At 48.0% G+C, this 16,510-nt stretch carries 15 protein-coding genes; 9 read left to right on the forward strand and 6 right to left on the reverse strand.

Features of this window, described 5'->3' with window-relative positions; all coding sequences use genetic code 11:
* The first annotated feature begins 3 nt into the window (after positions 1-3).
* Together NOM90_RS13930 and NOM90_RS13935 are read left to right on the forward strand one after the other, a co-directional pair.
* Positions 4-648 carry a hypothetical protein gene (locus NOM90_RS13930; RefSeq protein ID WP_255942707.1) on the forward strand — a complete coding sequence of 215 codons (645 nt, stop codon included), beginning with the start codon at positions 4-6 and terminating at the stop codon, positions 646-648.
* The gene (locus NOM90_RS13935; protein WP_255942708.1) at positions 648-1,061 is read left to right on the forward strand and encodes a DUF350 domain-containing protein; all 414 of its coding nucleotides are present in this window, start codon (positions 648-650) and stop codon (positions 1,059-1,061) included. Before NOM90_RS13930 ends, NOM90_RS13935 begins: the two co-directional genes overlap by 1 nt.
* A 263-nt stretch (positions 1,062-1,324) precedes the next feature.
* On the opposite strand, the gene NOM90_RS13940 is transcribed toward NOM90_RS13935, so the two are convergent.
* Positions 1,325-1,837: a DUF4178 domain-containing protein gene (locus NOM90_RS13940; protein ID WP_255942709.1), complete on the reverse strand. Its 513-nt coding sequence runs from the start codon at positions 1,835-1,837 to the stop codon at positions 1,325-1,327.
* 155 nt (positions 1,838-1,992) lie between these two features.
* On the opposite strand from NOM90_RS13940, the gene NOM90_RS13945 reads away from it, so the two are divergent.
* Entirely contained in the window at positions 1,993-3,012 is a 1,020-nt protein-coding gene (locus NOM90_RS13945) for a potassium channel family protein (RefSeq protein ID WP_255942710.1), read from the forward strand.
* 100 nt (positions 3,013-3,112) lie between these two features.
* On the opposite strand, the gene NOM90_RS13950 is transcribed toward NOM90_RS13945, so the two are convergent.
* On the reverse strand, positions 3,113-4,978 hold the full coding sequence (locus NOM90_RS13950; RefSeq protein WP_255942711.1) for an ABC transporter substrate-binding protein: 1,866 nt from the start codon (positions 4,976-4,978) through the stop codon (positions 3,113-3,115).
* Between the two features lie 113 nt (positions 4,979-5,091).
* Between NOM90_RS13950 and NOM90_RS13955 the strand changes: the two genes are divergently transcribed.
* Complete coding sequence (locus NOM90_RS13955) at positions 5,092-6,600, forward strand: DUF4153 domain-containing protein (protein ID WP_255942712.1); 1,509 nt, start codon at positions 5,092-5,094, stop codon at positions 6,598-6,600.
* 33 nt (positions 6,601-6,633) lie between these two features.
* Here NOM90_RS13955 and NOM90_RS13960 read toward each other — a convergent pair whose 3' ends face one another.
* Complete coding sequence (locus NOM90_RS13960; protein ID WP_255942713.1) at positions 6,634-7,059, reverse strand: RrF2 family transcriptional regulator; 426 nt, start codon at positions 7,057-7,059, stop codon at positions 6,634-6,636.
* A gap of 186 nt (positions 7,060-7,245) precedes the next feature.
* Between NOM90_RS13960 and NOM90_RS13965 the strand changes: the two genes are divergently transcribed.
* The 3 genes from NOM90_RS13965 (at position 7,246) to NOM90_RS13975 (ending at position 9,398) form a co-directional block, all read left to right on the forward strand.
* Entirely contained in the window at positions 7,246-7,617 is a 372-nt protein-coding gene (locus tag NOM90_RS13965) for an IDEAL domain-containing protein (RefSeq protein ID WP_255942714.1), read from the forward strand.
* A 133-nt stretch (positions 7,618-7,750) separates the two neighbouring features.
* Positions 7,751-8,797 carry a glycosyl hydrolase family 18 protein gene (locus NOM90_RS13970; RefSeq protein WP_255942715.1) on the forward strand — a complete coding sequence of 349 codons (1,047 nt, stop codon included), beginning with the start codon at positions 7,751-7,753 and terminating at the stop codon, positions 8,795-8,797.
* Positions 8,798-8,900: 103 nt separating this feature from the next.
* Complete coding sequence (locus NOM90_RS13975) at positions 8,901-9,398, forward strand: hypothetical protein (RefSeq protein ID WP_255942716.1); 498 nt, start codon at positions 8,901-8,903, stop codon at positions 9,396-9,398.
* A gap of 64 nt (positions 9,399-9,462) precedes the next feature.
* On the opposite strand, the gene NOM90_RS13980 is transcribed toward NOM90_RS13975, so the two are convergent.
* From NOM90_RS13980 to NOM90_RS13990, 3 genes are all read right to left on the reverse strand, one after another.
* The gene (locus NOM90_RS13980; protein ID WP_255942717.1) at positions 9,463-10,002 is read right to left on the reverse strand and encodes a DoxX family protein; all 540 of its coding nucleotides are present in this window, start codon (positions 10,000-10,002) and stop codon (positions 9,463-9,465) included.
* Between the two features lie 413 nt (positions 10,003-10,415).
* Positions 10,416-11,042 carry a TetR/AcrR family transcriptional regulator gene (locus tag NOM90_RS13985; RefSeq protein ID WP_255942718.1) on the reverse strand — a complete coding sequence of 209 codons (627 nt, stop codon included), beginning with the start codon at positions 11,040-11,042 and terminating at the stop codon, positions 10,416-10,418.
* Positions 11,035-12,255: an MFS transporter gene (locus NOM90_RS13990; RefSeq protein ID WP_255942719.1), complete on the reverse strand. Its 1,221-nt coding sequence runs from the start codon at positions 12,253-12,255 to the stop codon at positions 11,035-11,037. The genes NOM90_RS13985 and NOM90_RS13990 overlap by 8 nt, the downstream gene beginning before the upstream one ends.
* Positions 12,256-12,473: 218 nt before the next feature.
* Between NOM90_RS13990 and NOM90_RS13995 the strand changes: the two genes are divergently transcribed.
* Both NOM90_RS13995 and NOM90_RS14000 read left to right on the forward strand, forming a co-directional pair.
* Positions 12,474-15,089 (forward strand): DUF2339 domain-containing protein, encoded by a 2,616-nt coding sequence (locus NOM90_RS13995; RefSeq protein WP_255942720.1) that lies wholly within the window; start codon positions 12,474-12,476, stop codon positions 15,087-15,089.
* Complete coding sequence (locus tag NOM90_RS14000) at positions 15,070-16,500, forward strand: DUF3999 family protein (protein WP_255942721.1); 1,431 nt, start codon at positions 15,070-15,072, stop codon at positions 16,498-16,500. Before NOM90_RS13995 ends, NOM90_RS14000 begins: the two co-directional genes overlap by 20 nt.
* Positions 16,501-16,510: the final 10 nt, after the last annotated feature.

Below are 16,510 nucleotides of genomic sequence, written 5' to 3' on the forward strand. Positions count from 1 at the left end.
ATCGTGCGAAAAGAAGAAAACGAGCTGGCGCGCCGCTTACGAGTGAAGATTTTTTTGCCGGTCTTACTGATCCTACTGGTCGTGGTGGTACTCGGCGCTTGTTCGAAAAGTTCGGTGCTCAGTACAAACGACGATGGACCGGGTACGAACACCGTACCGTGGGATTACCGGATTCAAGAAGGTTCGGTCGGCGATCTGATCGGTAGCGATATGACGGTGCTGCCTGACAACGAGTTACTGCCGAACGATAACAATTACGCGACCGGTCAAAAAGTATGGACGCTACAATCGATGAGCGCGACACTGACGACCGACGAGCAAGGGCGCAACGATGTGCAGCTTTCCGGTTGGACGACGCTCAAATCGTATGCGGACGAGTCTTCGGCAAAAACGGATCTGGAGAATCTAAAAGTCTCCGTCACGACTGATGTCGATGTGGTCGGCGTATACAAAACAGCTTTGAACGGGGAAACGCGCAATTTTGCGGTGTTGGAACTGCCGTCCGGTAACCGGATGAAGCAGCCTGTAGATGACGAACGTTACGGGAAGTTAAAAGACGTCAAACAAACGGCTGTCGTGTTAGAAGAAGTACATGACTTTGCCGATTATGATCTGGCATATGCAAAATTTCGGGGGTGGGCAAATTGATGGCAGAGTTTGGATTTGATTGGATGGCTTTTTACAATATCGGCATTAGCTTGATCGCGATTATCGTGCTTCAACTTGTAGGCATGTTGATCTTTTTCCTCAAAACGCCGTTCAACGATATGGATGAGTTGAAAAAAGGAAATTTGGCGGTCGGGCTTGCGATGGGCGGGAAATTTATTGCAACCGGCATTTTGCTCGGGATTTCCGCGTATACGAATACGTCGATCTGGTTTATGGCAATCTGGTTCTTGATCGGGCAAGTTTGCCTGATTATCGTGTACTGGGTATTTGAGCTAGTGACGCCAAAATTCAAAGTCACTGAAGAGTTGCAAAAAGGGAATGTCGCGGTGGGGCTGCTTCTGTGTGCGGTGTTTATCGGGACGGCGATATCGATTAGTAGTTTGATTATTTGACGCTTGGCAATAGGTAAAGCTGAGGGAAGCTTAGGTGCTTGGAGGCGCTGCGGGAGAAATTCGTTCAATCCGCTGTTTCACTGAATTTCTCCCTTCGCTATTGCGGCGCCTTCGCATGCGCTGGGCTGGGGTGGGAGAGTTCAAGATTATCGCATGAAGAGATATACGATTTGGGAAAGTAAAGACCGCGCTCACGGAATTTGTGGGCGCGGTCTTGTTAGAACATCGGGATATAGCGTATAGATTGAGCGGTAGCCTATTGATTATGAATTGCCGCCGCGAATCACGCGGACATCGGCGGGCGGGATGTCTTCGCCTTCGTACAGCATAAAGCGTCCGTCCATCCATTCGATACGGAGCAGCTTCATGTTGTCGGACTGGTATTGCCAGACCGATTGGTCGCCGCCTTGCATGAAAGGCGTTTTGCCGACGGTCGAGACGTGACCGTTGTATTGCTCTTCGAGATGGTAGACGGTGCCGTCGAGATCCATCGTGGTCGGCACTTCTTGGATCGAATCGAGGCGACCGTCGATCGGGTGATACAATGCGTATTTGTTCTCTTCTCGTTCTTCGATGACGAGATACGAGATATTGGCGCCGTCGCGGAGCGTCAAGACGACAGCTTTGCGGCGCGTATTTTGCGTGCGCCCTGTGACTTCGTAGGTGACGAGCGAAACTTCGCAGATGTCGCCGGGACCCACTTCGAGAATACCGCGTTCTCGAATCGGTGCCTCGGGTTTGGCGAAGATATTGCGGATACGTTTGAACATCGACATGATATAACCTCCAGCTTCAGTTAAAGCCGGGTTTCCCGGCAGATTTTACATACGTGGTGTTACGTGATAGCCCCTGTCTTCGTTTCAAATCGATCACCTCATATTACATACGGTGCGTTGCTACATCTGAGCAGCGTAGTAGGAGGAAACAAGCCGTGCATTTTTTTATTCGGCTATCGACAAGGTTGATGCATCTGCGCAAAACGACGATTGGCAGTATTATTTTAGTGTTTGTTGTACTCAGTGCGACGATCGCTTATGCGCTGGAACCCGCAACTTTTGAAAATTGGTTTAATGCGTTTTACTGGGTATTAACCACAATGGCGACCGTTGGCTACGGCGATTATTTTGCGACTTCGCCAGCAGGCAAAGGATTCACGATATTTCTGTACATTTTCGGAATCGGCTTACTCAGTCTGGTGATCGGGAAAGTGATTGATTCGATTGCGGAAGTGCAGCGTCAGAGAGGAGCGGGGACATTGACTTTTGAAGGGAAACAGCATGTGATCATTGTGAATTGGGGTAAAAAAGCCCGTTCAGCGATCGAAGAAATTTTGGAAAACGCACCGAAAACGCAGATCGTCCTGATCGATGAATCGAATCGCCATCCGCTCGAAACGTGGGAACAAGTGCATTTCGTGAGCGGCGATCCTTCTTCCGATTCTATTTTGGCAAAAGCGAATATTAAAGATTGCCGCGCGGCAATCATTTTCGCGGATGAACGGATTCAAGAAGCGGCTTTGATCGACGGGAAATCGCTGCTCGTCGTATCGAGTATTGAACGGATCGCGCCGCATGTGCATACGACCGTTGAGATCACGATCGAAAACCACGTGCAAAATTTCCGTCATGCCCAAGTCAACGAGTTTATTTTGTCGCATGACGCGATTTCTCGCCTTGCTGTTCGCGCGGCGCTGCATGAAGGCAGTTCCGACGTCATTACCCAACTGCTCAATCGAACGAACGGCAGCGACGTATATGAAGTGGTGGTTGATCTCTCTTGGAAGACTTACGGCGATGCTTTTCAATCTCTACTTGCTCAAGGCGCGACTTTGATCGCGGATCGGGAAGATTTGGGGATCAATCGCAAATTGGATCAACAGATTCCGCCGAATGCCAAGTTGTATGTGGTTGCGGACGCGGAGACGCACCGAAAGATTTCTAAGCAGCGTTAAAAGCAATAAATAGTGCCCAAAAACGTCTCTACCGTGTTCTGCATAAATCAAAAAAGCCGATTGCACACAGCAATCGGCTTTTTACTATGAGTAGCACCAATCAAGACGTCGGCGGGAACCAAATCGTACGAAGATCGATCCAACCTTGCGAACCGAAGCTTATGCCGCGAATACTTGGCAAGTAAGCAGTTTGCAAAGGAGTCTCGTACAGAACATGCAGTTGATGGCTGGCGATCAGCAATCGTTCGATATCGTCCAGTTCGCGTCCGCGACCACGCGGCGTAGCATCGAACGAAGCTCGGCGCAGTGCATTTCGTACAGACAGACGCGTTTTGGAATCGGTATGTTCCGAGACATTCATGTACAGATCGAATAATCGCAGTTGTTCGTCCCGATCGCGAATTAACGAAAATAAGATTAAGTCTGCGGCAAGCCTAGTGCGACCTTTAAAATCATCAACGGTCACGATAATGATGCGGCACGCATATCCTTTTTTCAATAAACGTTCTCGAATCAGCAACGCATCTTTGCGGTATTGCGGAATCGTCAGTAATCGTAGAGATGTACGGTTCGCGAGATTCAAGTCTTCGGTAGATTCCGCCGGTGAAAGTTCGCCTGGAACCGAGATTTCTGGTAACGCCCCTTCAAGTTCAGGAACGTCAAGATCTGCAATAGCCGCAATGACTGCCGCACGCCGCTGAGGATCGCGAAGAGGTCCGCTTTTGGTATTACAGGTGACGAATTTACGTGAAAACACTTCAGTATGGGTACGCGTCCAGCCAGCCTGTTTGCCAGGTTGCGCAGTTGGCTGATCATTATGCCGAAAATGCGGGCGGTGATGATGATCGAATCTGGGTTGAATCGGCTGCGTGACTTCGCGTATCGATGGCTGAGCCGAGGAAAGGCTAGGCGTTCCGCCCGGAAGCACATGGAAAGGCAGATCGGTTTCTTCTTTTGGATCTTCGCCGCCTTGGATGCGCCACGGAATATTTACGATCTCGACACGGTCAAGATGGGCTCGACCCGCATAATGAGCCGGAAATGCTTCCAAGATGCACAAGTCTCGATCCAGGTCATGCAAACGAAAAGGTCCAGTGCCGATCGGCTGCGCGCTAAACGCTTCTTCTCCGCGCTTTAACGTATCTTTGGGTAGGATCGCGGCTCGGCTGGTACATAAGAAAGGCAAAAATAACGTATGCGCGCGCTTGAGCTTGATTTTCACCGTGAGCGGACCGGTTGCCCATACTTCTTCGATATTGCGGAACATAAACCCGTACAAAACGCGTTCCGGCAACTTCAGCATCCGTTCGAAAGAGTACACGACATCTTCGGCGGTCATGATGCTGCCATCGTGAAACGAGACATCTTTTCGCAAATAAAACGTCCAGCATCTCGAATCTTCCGAAGACTCCCAGTGATGAGCAAGTGCAGGCAAAATCTGATCCGAGCCATTTTCTTTTCGCAGCAGACCATCGAATAGATGGCTGACGACGAAAGATTCGGCGAGCAAGTTGGTTCGTAACGGATCAAGCGCGTGCAATTGCTGACGGATCGGGAGCCGTAGCGTGTCGATCTGGCGATTGGTCAGCAGTTCCGAGTGGTGCCCGAAATAGTTACGTAACGATTCTTGCAGGCGTTTTTGCATAGTGGGGGAAGGTGGATTGTCGCCAAGTTCTCCGGCAATTCCTCTAAAATCGCCACGCCGAATCGCTTCCGCTACCGATTGTGCCGCAATTTCTTCAGGTGTGACATGAAATACTAATTCCGATCGTTTGCCGCGCCCTCGCTGGGACAACCATTGAATCCATCCGGCGTCTCCCATTTTTCCGATTACCGTTAATGCGCTTCGATGTGTACAATCCAACGTCTCGGCAACTTCGGCAAGCGTAAGCTGTACCCCATTCGCTTCGGTGGCCTCTGCTCCGTACCGTTCATGGAGTAGCAAAAATTGCCTGTGCAACTTCATGATGTATCCTCCTCTACAAAATAAGAAAAAACTGCTCCAAAGCTTTCTCTTTATCTTCTTATTTTATCACCTACAATGGAAAAAGAATACAACGCGGATAGGAGATTTCATAAATGAATAAGGGGATCAAAGAAAGCCGTAGAAAGTTAACGTATCCTTTGATTGTGGCAGTAGGGCTTGGAGGGTTACATCAGTATTTATTTTTCGGGCATTTGCCGGGTATATCGGTGCCGTTATTTTGGCTGCTGCTGTACGCCTATGTATGGAAGTTCGGGCGAAAAGTCATGCGTCCACTGGAAGTGCCAGGTATTCTGCTTGCAGGTGCGGGTTTTCTACTGTCTTTTTCGTATGCGCTGTTCGACAACCCGGTCTTTTTTACTTTGAATTTGATTGCCCTTCCCAGTCTTATAGCGTGGCAGTTAACTTATATGCTGAGCGACCGCAAACGGGATTGGTACGATCCGATGTTGATTGTAGATGGAATCGGTTATGTGTTGAAACAAACGATTTTGCATATTCCGGATGTGTTCTTGATTTTTCGTCTTCAAAAAAAGTCGGAACAAACTTCGCAAAATTCGAATAAAAATTCAGCGGGCAAACAAATCTTATCCGGATTATTAATCGCTATTCCGATCCTGACCGTTGTACTGATGTTACTTTTTTCCGCAGACGGGGTGTTACGCAATCTAGCTGGCGAGATTCCACTGCTTTTCACCAATCTGACGCTGGGAACTTTGCCGATTCGTCTAATCTGGGCCGTCATCATCGGGGTCTTCTTGTTTACGTATTTGGCAGGGTTCTTGTCGCCGCGCCGCAAACCGTTGGTGCAAGGGCCTGCAATGCCGAGTATCGAAGAACCTTTCGCTAAATTTCAGCCTTTGGTAACGATTACGCTGATGATTATCATTAATCTCGTTTATCTGTTATTTGTCGCTTTTCAATTTTCGTATTTGTTTGGGGCTTGGCAAGGCGTACTGCCTCAATCCTCGTCATACGCGGAGTATGCTCGAAGCGGTTTCGGTGAGTTGATCGGGGTAACGTTCATAAACTTTGCATTACTGCTATTGGGAATGTATGCGACGAACTCGGGAGAAGGCAAAATGCCAAAAGTATTAAACGGTCTGCTCTATTTTCTCGTTTTTTGTTCGGTCGCGATGTTGGGTTCGGCTTTTGCAAGGCTGCTCTTGTATGAAGAAGCTTATGGATATACGCGTCTGCGATTTTTGGTACATGCGTTTATGATCTTTTTGTTTTTGCTACTGATGCTGTTCGCTTTATGTATCAAATTCCGCAAACTTCCGCTAGGACGCTGGAGTGTCGCGCTTGCGGTATGTGCGTATGTGGCGCTCAATTATTCGTTGATGGATCGAACCATCGCACAGCTCAACTTGCAGCGTGAAGCGGAGTCGGCGGATTGGACTTACCTGATGGGGTTATCTGCCGACGCAACGCCGGTATTAGTAAAGGAAAGCTTATCTGGAAACCAAGAGATCCAACACTGGATCAACAAGCCGACGCTGCAAAGACGAGATGGAGAAGGGGCTTGGCAGTCTTGGAATCTATCTAGAGCTTATGCCGATTATTTGTTGCGAAAAAACGCGGATTCCGCAGATCTTCCTTGATCGATGAAAAGGATAGGTCAAAAATGTTGTGGGTTACGACTTATTTTGATCCAAAATTCGATTTAATACGTTTTGTATAGTAACACCGTCGAAGTAACGCAAATAATGCTGTTCCGCTTCTTCGAAATAATCGTTCATCGCACCTGAAATACCCGAAGAGATTGTACATTCGCTGTCTGCAAGACCTGTACTTTTTTTCGGCTTAAGTGCACCGCAGCAAGCAGCACGGTAGACATCTGCCAATGAAATGTCGGATGGAGGAACAGTCAAAAAGTATCCGCCGCCTACCCCTTCACGCGTTCCGACCCAACCGTTGGTACGCAAACACCCCATCGCTTTGCGAACACGGGCGGCGTTGGTTCCGACATTGGCGGCTAGTTCTTCGCTATTTGCCGGATTGGGAAGATGATACGCAAGATAAACAAGAAGATGTACGGCTGTAGGAAATTCGCTATTCACTGTTTATCCCTCCTCAACTTGACTTAATAATAAAGATAAGTTCTGAAAGGCGGCTAAGACGGTTTCACCTTTGTTGACCTTTTGAACTGTATGATTTATAATTACAGTTATAGCACAAGTATAATTCCTTTTAATCAATCTAGCAAACAACAAACTTTTAAACGGGGAAGAGAGAGGTGTATCAACATGAGTAAATGGACGACGGGAGATTGGGTTCAAGCATATACCGACGACGGAGCTCTGGTACACGGGTATCTGATTGCCGCGAGCGCGCCGATTCAGACGGCTTTGCTACAGGTGACCCATAGTGATAATCGAGAGCTGATGGGCAAAGAAATTGCTGTATCGGATCGCGGAATGAAGAAGCTATCGGATACGCCGCGCAGAAGCGAACAAGAGTTATTGAGCTTGATCGATCTAGCGCTGGAAATGCGTGACGAAGCTTGGTTTACCGAATTGACCAATGAACTGCGTAACGGCTCGAAGCATGCTAGACGCCGTAGCGATGGTCAAACTCCAAGACACGTTAATCGTCTAGGCTCGTCAGACGTTCGTTAATGCAAGCTATAGATATTCGTTGCCAATTCAGCTTCAACCTTATAAATTAAAGTCACACCCATTCAAGCGGAATCGTCTTCGGGCGATGCCGCTTTTTTGTTGAGGTGAACGACTTGAAGCGGAGGCAATCCTCATGATTTATACGAAAATAGTAGCCGCGCTAATTGCGGCTGCATTACTACTGAGTTCAAGCCCAACCCCGGATCTCGGAGCGACGCCGCAAGTTGCGAGTATGCCGATTGTGTTGGGATATTATACGGATCAATCCGACGGATCGCTTAAACAGTATCACAGTCAATTCAATCTGCTTGCGACAGATACACTCAATACGGATGGCAACGGAAATCTAGTAGGATCTACCCCGATGCAAGCTTTGAAAAAAGCCGATCAATATGGCATAAAAGCGTACGCATTAGTCTCGAATTACGGGGAAAAGGGTTGGGACGGACAGATTGCCCATCAGGTTTTAAATAATCCGACAGTCAAAGCCCAACTCATTGCGAATATGATAAAAACTGTGCGAAACCATGATTATATCGGGATCAATATCGATTTTGAAGAAGTGGTTCCCGAAGATCGCCAAGCGCTAAGTTTATTCGTACGCGATACGGCAACAGAAATGCGTAAATACGGCAAAAAAACAATGGTATCCGTGCCGGCAAAGACCGAAGACGATATTCAAAACGGTTGGTCAGGCGCTTTTGATTACAAAAAAATCGGTCGGTATGCGGATCTCGTGCAAGTGATGACTTATGATGAGCATGGCATGTGGAGCGAACCCGGTTCTGCCGCGGGGCTAAGTTGGATCGATGCTTCACTCAAGTTCGCGGTTACGAAAGTGTCGCCGTCCAAGCTGCTCGCCGGAGTTCCGGCTTACGGCAATGATTGGAATCTATCCGATCCAAGCGATGAAAGCGGCGGTATGATGGCTTGGAAAAATATTCGCAAGCTGATACGCGAGCAATCGCTTACGGGTAAGCGCGATCCGCAGTCGAAATCGATGAAGGCTGCTTATCAGGCAGATGACGGAGATCGGCATGTCGTCTGGTATGAAGACGCGTATAGCATCAAGTTGAAAGCACAGTTGGTGAAAAAATACCGTCTAGCCGGTATTTCGGTTTATGCGCTTGGGATGGAAGATGCAGCATTTTGGTCCGCGCTGCAAGCCGGTCTAAAATAAGAAAAAACATTCCTTATATCTTCTCTTTATCTTCTTATTTTATCTTTTACAATAAAAGAAAGAAGAGTGATCGGCTGACGTCGGTCGAAAAGGAGGAGTTACTATGGAAAAAAGAACAGACGAAGATGTGATTCGGATTCGGGTTTTGCCGGAAGAAGTCAACGAAGTCGCGGAATGGGCAGGATTGATGTTGGGCGAGCTGGTCGGGCACGATGATTCTACCAACGGAGAACCGGTTGCTTTTCGCGATCCTGAACGTGCCGCAGAGTTGATGGAATTGCTGATGCTTTGCAGCGAAGAAGGCGCAGATGCTTCAGCGGCGTTAGAGCCGATTGTATCCAAGCTTGAACTTGTGTCCGCAGAACAGGCTCCGGATTCATCTTCTTTTTTATCAGATTTCTCCGCTTTTTCTACCCCGCCGCCTTTTGATTCTGCATACTCGCCGTACGCAAGTGAGGTTGAAGCCTGTTCAGAGAAGATGCCGATATATCGCGACGAGCAAGAGCGAGAAGAGGTACTTATGGCAGTTCGTTACGGAGCATCTGCGTTGCTTGATTTAGCTCGAAGTCATGGAATGAATGTGCCTGACCGTTTACGGTAAAAGAAGCCTTCTACGCATCCGGTTGGAATGTGTAGAAGGCTTCTTTGTTTGGATGGTTAGAAGCTTAAGCAGCTCCGAATTTATTTTGCTGAGGCGTATTTCCGACGACATCTTGATTTTTTTTGTTGCGACCCCAGACATGGGCTCTCAGGTAAGGGATGACCCAACGATCCAGACCGATTTTTCCAGCGTTCAGAGCTGCGACGACGATCAAGATTTCAGCGATGATCAGGTAAGGGTTGGTGCTTACTGTGCCCGAGAACAAGAAGGCGAAGTTCATGACCATGCCCATCAGAGCGGCGAAAGTAGTGAAGGTGCCGAGGATCAGTCCCAGACCGACTGCGAATTCACCGATAGGAACCAAGACGTTGAACAGCCCGACATTCGGAAGGGCAAAGTGTTCGAGGAAGTTCGCCCAAAGCGGTTGCACCGCTGGGTGATCGCCGCCTGCTTGGGCGAGTGCGCCTTGCATAAAGCCCGAAGCGTCGAATCCTCCGCCTGTTAATTTACCCCATCCGCCTTCAATCCATTTGATCCCGATATACACACGCAGTGCTGTCAGTAACCACATTGCGACTTTGTTTGTTCTTAGCCAGTTGTTCATTTTCTCCACTCTCCTATGAGTTGTATTGGGTCGCTTGTTCAGCGGCTCTTTTTGTAGGTGACGTCTTCCATGTCTTTATCATAGAGGAAAGATTAAATTTTAAATGTGACAAAAATCACAAAGTGAAAGATTCTTTTAAAAAAAGTTTTGGTGGAGGGGAAGAGGCGCTGCGAGAGAAATTCGTTTCGGTCGCGTGTTGAAATCGAGAAAATTTGATTAAACTTGGAATGGGTTTTCTCGATTTCAAAGGCGAACGCTAACGCTCCTGCACTGAATTTCTCTCTCCGCTTGGCTTGTAAGGTGCGGACGTACAAAATCTTCTTTTAAATAAAAGACTCTTTTCCTAAGAAAAGAGCCTTTTGAAATAATTCTATACAATTCGAATACAGTAAATCTCAGCTAAATCGCTGGATTTATCGTGGGGATAAGGAACTCAAGATCATATCGATCATACGTTGCGATATGGGGTGAGTTTGAGGTTTGGTGGGATCGCCGAAGCTCAATTTTTGGAGCAAGCCCATCATGGCGGTAAAGATGAATTCGCCGGTTTCCAGAACGTGAAGATCAGGGCGGAGCGAGCCGTCGGAGATTCCGGCTTGGAGTGGAGCGTTTAGGAAATGCGTTTGTTTTTTTAGATCAATAAAAGCTTTGTATTGATTCAGCAGTTTGGCGTCGGGCGGGTAAGCGTCGTAATGCAGATCAAATAACAGAATAAATCGCATATCTGCTTTGTTTTGCAACGTATAGACGCTCCAGGCTTGTAGCATTCGATGAAGACGATCGCGTCCAGATAGCTGAGGATCGTCATTAATTTGGATATTCTCGGACAAATGTTCGAGTGCTTGCATTTGCACAGTGAATACGAGTTCGTCGATAGATTGAAAATGCTTATAATAAGTCACGCGGCTGACGCCGGCTTGTTCGCAGACGTCTTTGACGGATACGCCCGGGAAGCCTTGTGAGAAAAAGAGTTGCCGACCCGCGGCGATAATATCGTCACGGTTTTGTTGTTTGCGGTGTTGATGCCAAGTTTCACTCATGGCTATGCTCCTTGAGAGGCATCTGGCGCATTTTGCGTTCCAGCGTGAATGCTAGCGCGAATATTAATATGACCGCGCCTAATACATAAGGCAGATCGATCTGAACATCGAATAACCAACCCGCGAACAGAGGGCCGATCATACTGCCTATACTGCTGTAGGTAGTGTTAAGCCCAGCCGCATAGCCTTGACGATCTCCCGCCGAGTTGGCGATGAGTGTGCCTGCCGTCGGACGTAAAAAGGCATTAAACGCAAAAAACAAAGCCGAGACTATAAGCAGATAGATCATATTGAATTGGATTAACATGAGTAGCAAAGCGACCGCGCTCATGACGAGCGAGATTCGAATTAGCTTAATTTCGCCAAAGCGACGTACCAGGCGATCGAGCAGCCAAATCTGGCAGATGATCCCGACGATCGCGCCAAGCGTAATAATGATCGAGATGCTTTTTGCATCAAATCCGTATTTTTGCGAAACGAATAAGGAATAGACCGTCTCGTAATTCATCAAGCCGAAGGTCATGACAAGCACAAGCAGCAAATAACGGAAGTAAGGCGTACGGAACGATTCCGCGATTTGCCGAGTGACCGGTTCGCGTTTGCGGATCGTTGCCGCTTGTCGATGCTCCGGTGATAAGGTTTCACGTAGCAGCAAAGTCAGCAGCGTTGCGACTAGGCTCAGCCCAGCCGCCCAATAGTAAGGCATCCGAATGCCGTGCTGGGCAATCAGCCCGCCAAGACCGGGTCCAAGTACCATGCCGAGGTTCATCGCTGCGCCGAGATAACCCATGCCTTTGGCGCGATTATCGGTTGTCGTACTATCCGCGACATAAGCCATAACGGAAGGCACCATCAAGCCAAGCCCCATTCCGCCGATAAAACGAGCGATATACAGCAGAGCTAGCGTATTGCCGATAGCAAACAAATAGTCTGAGATTACGGTTAGAAACAAGCCAGCGATGATTAACTTTTTGCGACCGAAACGGTCAGAGAGCTGACCTCCGATCGGCGAGAATAGAAACTGTGCGGCGCCGAAAGCCGCGACTAAATATCCTGCAGCGGTTCCTGCCGCGCCGAATTGTTTGAGATAATCAGGCAAAATCGGAATAACCATGCCTTGTCCAAGCAGTGCGATAAATAGATTGAACATCAGCAGCAGCATCGGAAGTTGAATTTTGCTGGAAGGGTTAGGCGAGAGGGTAGAAGCAGGCATCAGATAAACTCCTTTTTCAATGGTTTACATAGTGTAACTCTTGGCTTGACTAGCATACTCTTTTTTCCTGGAGAAGTAAATGACATCAATTTTAATATTTTTGGAACCAAATCTAGTAAAAAGGGTAACAGAAAGTATACTTATTCACGTAGCAATCTCTATAAGATAGATCCATCAACCCGCTTTTTTGAAAAAAAGACACCCGGGAGGCTTCGAGGATGAACGAGTTCAAAACACGGCTCCTTACTATGGAACAAAATCAGCGAACGTTATTGCGCGAAACGCAAGAGCTGCTGAAGGAGTATGAGTCTAGCGATTTGATCCATGAGAATGAAAAGCTTCGCCGCGAAACCGAAGAAGACAGGCGAAAGTTAAATGAGCTTCGGATCGAAGCTGCTAAGTTGAAGCAAGAGAATTCAGATTTGCGTCTATCATTGAGCGAGCAGATTTTGGACGAAAAACTGAACATTCTCAGATTGTCGAACCGAAAGCTGGAAACGTATTTTGCCAGCGAAGACGTGATGCGCAAAAACCGGCTGCGACAATTTGAAGAAAAGACGCGCGAGCGTATACATAAAATGATGACTGCTTCGCGCAAGCTGACTGATCAAGAGCAAGCGGAGTTTGCTACACGGCTGGACAACTTATCGCAGCATTTGGAACGTAGTTTAGAATATCAACGCAGTGTGCAAGAACAAGAAAATCGCCGGACATTGGGACCTCTCAACGACGAATATAAAGGGATGACCGAAGAAGGGGTCGACGAAGCGACCATTCAGCGCCGAATTCGGCAAAATCGCTTAGAGATGAAGATCGGTCTGAATTGGATCAATAAGATCGCGATTGTGCTGATCTTGATCGCGGTCGGTCTAGCTTTTGGTTACGGCTATTCCAATTGGTTCAACGATTATACAAAAGGAACCGTGTTCTTCGTTTTCGGTGCTTTGCTACTGGGTGCCGGAGAATTTTCGTATCGCAAAAATCGCCGTACCTTCGCATTGGGGTTACTTGGAGGCGGAACGGCAGTATTATATGGTTCTGTTTTCTACAGTTATTTTTTACTCGGCATTATCGGGATGTTTACCGCGCTCGGACTATCGGTACTCATCACGGTCGTGACCTTGCTGCTGTCGCTGCGTTATGAATCACAAACGATTAGCGCACTTGCGCTGATCGGCGGTTATTTACCGCTGCTGTCGTTCGCGTTGGCATTCGGATTGGAAGGGACATTTTTGTACGCGGCGATGGGCTATCTGTTCTTGCTCAATTTACTCCTGCTCCTCGTCTCGCTTCATAAACGCTGGATTTTTATCGCGTATCTCAGCTTTGTTTTGAATACGCCTTCGATGATCTTGCTGGTATGGCTTGCAGACAGCCGTTGGGTCGGCGCCGCTTATGCGTTCTTGACGTTCCTGATGTACTTGGGTTCAACGCTTGCTTACCCAATGCGCTTCAAGCAAAAGTTGAAAGAATGGGATGTGGTACTGCTCGCGATCAACACGCTGGTTGGATGCGGCGTGATGTACGCGCTGTTAGAATCGGCTGGAGCGATTGAATTCCGAGGATTATTGGCTTTGCTGTTCGGTCTGCTGTATTTCGGGCTTGGACGATTGACAGAAAAGTTCGTGCCGGCAGAAAAAAATACGCGTTTGCTATTCGATCTGACTGCATTGGTCTTTGCGATTCTGATCGTACCGTTCCAACTGGGTTGGGAATGGTCAGCAATGGGCTGGCTTGCCGAAGCGCTCGTGCTTTGCATTTACGGCAGTCGTAGCGGTTCGAAAATGCTCGAACGAGCAGGCTGGGCAGTCTGGGGGCTTTGCGTATTGGCGTTCGTCTTGGTCGATCTGCCGCAGCATAGCCTGAGTCTGCTGGTTATAGATGCGAGCCCGTATACCTTTATGGTCAAGTACACGTTGATTACGATTGGAACCTTAGCGCTTGCCGCTTTTTATATCTGGGAATGGAAAAATTCCGCAAGCCGTACGGATTCAGCCGATTTGGAACAAACTCAAGCTCCGCGTATGCGGTATTCGGCAGAAGAACGAAGTCTGCTGCGCATTATCCGCTATGTCGCGATCGGCAACACATGGATCTATGCGCTATATGAAGCTTTTTATGTGTATGATCTGCTGCGCTTCCCGTCGGATCTTCATTACCTATTCTACAAAATGTTATTGGCGGCAGGGGTGACGGCGTTGCTGTCGTGGGCGGTTACGCGTTTCCCGTCGATTCAAGATCGTGTTATCCGAGTATACGCACAAATCCAATATGCAGTAGGTTGCTTGATCGGGATCGCCCTTATGTTCACTAGCCCGGTGCTTAAATCAGAATGGTCAGAAAATACGCTAGCCGATTATGTAGCTCTCTTTGTCTTGTTAGCCGTTAATATTCTGATTTTCTGGAGCGTTAGCCGCCGAGTGCAAAAAGCGGTACGCCGCTATCCGCAAAACGGAGAATGGTACCCGGTTGGGATCGCGTTATATGGTCTGGTGATGGTGAGCGCCTTACTCGGTGTGCAATTGCATATCCATAATGCGGGAATCACCTACAGCGTTGTGTATCTGCTGGTGGCATTGGCATGTATCGTATACGGATTCCGTCGCCGTTATGTCTATATCCGTCGTATGGGGCTGATCTTGACGCTGCTCTGTACCGCCAAATTGTTAGTGTTCGATCTTGGATTAAGCGGTGCAGGCAGCCGTATTATTGCGTTCTTTGTAGCCGGATTTATTTTGCTCGGCATCTCGTATATGTATCAGCGAGTATCAAACCGTCTAGAAGAAGAGGAGGCGGCAGGGAAGGAGAATTCGAATGCGGACAACCAACAATGATCGCGAGCCTGCGACAAGATTTAATCGGTTTTCGATAAAAAAACGCCGAATTATCTGGAGTCTGCTAGCGTTGTTAACGGTGACGTCCAGTCTTCCTGCTACTTCGACTATCGGCAATCTGCCGAGTTATACTGTGATGAACGCTTTGGCGCGACCTTCTGAAAATGATGACGAGAACTCAGGCGTATGGACATTCGCCAAAGAAATCCAAGTTACGCAATCGTCTCAATACCAATCGCTATTTCTCGATTCGGATATTTACGGACGAGCGCAAAATAACTTGGGCGATATTCGAATCGTCAACGCTTCGGGGAAATTTATGCCGTATTACTTGGATACCGGGGAATATGGCGAACGGGGATTGGACCGAGAATATCGATTGGAAGAGGTACGCCGAGCCGTTGGAGCAAATACCACGAAGTTCGATTTTCGAGTCATTCCAAGTGCACAAAATGAAGATGTACGCGGAAGTCGGTTAACATTCGAATTGCCGAAGACGTCTTTTCTCAAAAACGTTCAGATCGAAGGCAGTTACGATGGCAAGCGTTGGGAAGCTGTGACGCAAAGCGAATTGTATTCGACGAGTGAAGGTGCGTATCGGAATACGATTGAATTAAATAGCCCGGTTACGTACAGTTATTACCGAGTCACAGCTCCTGTTGGCAACGATTCTTTTGATCTTACCGCAGGTAAGCTAATCGATGTGGCAACGGCGGTGAGCGGCGAAGCTTTTCTGCGTACCGAAGAGATTCCTTTTAACGTAGAGTCTGCGGATTCGATGTCTGAGGTTGTTTTGTATAATGCGGATAAGCTCAAAATCGATCGTATTAAGTTGGATGCAACAGCATCGGACGGAGCGAGCGGGTTCAGCCGGATGTTTTACGTCAATCGGGAAAAAGGAATCGGCGCGAATACACGTATCTTGTCGCCGAGTCGTCTAAATCGTCTGCAACTTTCAGGCTCGAAGATTGATGATACCGAGATTAGATTGGCTGAGCCGATTGATAATGAAAAGCCTATTGTCGTGATCGACAACGGAGGCAATTCGCCGCTCAATATTCAGTCGGTCAAAGTCAGCTATCGCGTGGATCGACTTGTGTTCGAAGACACAGGAAGTGGGCCGTACCGCATTGTGTACGGAGCAGAAAACCAGCAGATGCCGGACTACGATATCTACGCTTTTCGTACCGAGATCGAACAGTCGAAGCCAAGCAAAGCGACATTAGGCAAAGAATATGCGATGCAATTCGTTCCGCCTCCACCCGAAGAAGATTCGGATGCAGATGTTTCCGGTCAAGACAAACCGAAAATCGGCGCAAGCGATTCGCTTCAGATCTTGTTTAATATCGTGCTGATCGCCGTCGCGCTGATCTTGATCGTGGTTGTAGGAAGGAAGTTGAGAAAGAAGTGAATGATACCAA

The organism is Saccharibacillus sp. JS10, assembly GCF_024436065.1.
Classification (GTDB): Bacteria; Bacillota; Bacilli; order Paenibacillales; family Paenibacillaceae; genus Saccharibacillus.

Excerpts from the sequence above, each read along its gene's own strand:
- NOM90_RS13985 (WP_255942718.1), bottom strand. The coding sequence starts at position 11,042 with ATGAGTGAAACTTGGCATCAACACCGCAAACAACAAAACCGTGACGAT.
- NOM90_RS13980 (WP_255942717.1), bottom strand. The coding sequence starts at position 10,002 with ATGAACAACTGGCTAAGAACAAACAAAGTCGCAATGTGGTTACTGACA.
- NOM90_RS14000 (WP_255942721.1), top strand. The coding sequence starts at position 15,070 with ATGCGGACAACCAACAATGATCGCGAGCCTGCGACAAGATTTAATCGG.
- NOM90_RS13995 (WP_255942720.1), top strand. The coding sequence starts at position 12,474 with ATGAACGAGTTCAAAACACGGCTCCTTACTATGGAACAAAATCAGCGA.
- NOM90_RS13975 (WP_255942716.1), top strand. The coding sequence starts at position 8,901 with ATGGAAAAAAGAACAGACGAAGATGTGATTCGGATTCGGGTTTTGCCG.
- NOM90_RS13935 (WP_255942708.1), top strand. The coding sequence starts at position 648 with ATGGCAGAGTTTGGATTTGATTGGATGGCTTTTTACAATATCGGCATT.
- NOM90_RS13940 (WP_255942709.1), bottom strand. The coding sequence starts at position 1,837 with ATGTCGATGTTCAAACGTATCCGCAATATCTTCGCCAAACCCGAGGCA.
- NOM90_RS13965 (WP_255942714.1), top strand. The coding sequence starts at position 7,246 with ATGAGTAAATGGACGACGGGAGATTGGGTTCAAGCATATACCGACGAC.
- NOM90_RS13950 (WP_255942711.1), bottom strand. The coding sequence starts at position 4,978 with ATGAAGTTGCACAGGCAATTTTTGCTACTCCATGAACGGTACGGAGCA.
- NOM90_RS13990 (WP_255942719.1), bottom strand. The coding sequence starts at position 12,255 with ATGCCTGCTTCTACCCTCTCGCCTAACCCTTCCAGCAAAATTCAACTT.
- NOM90_RS13970 (WP_255942715.1), top strand. The coding sequence starts at position 7,751 with ATGATTTATACGAAAATAGTAGCCGCGCTAATTGCGGCTGCATTACTA.
- NOM90_RS13955 (WP_255942712.1), top strand. The coding sequence starts at position 5,092 with ATGAATAAGGGGATCAAAGAAAGCCGTAGAAAGTTAACGTATCCTTTG.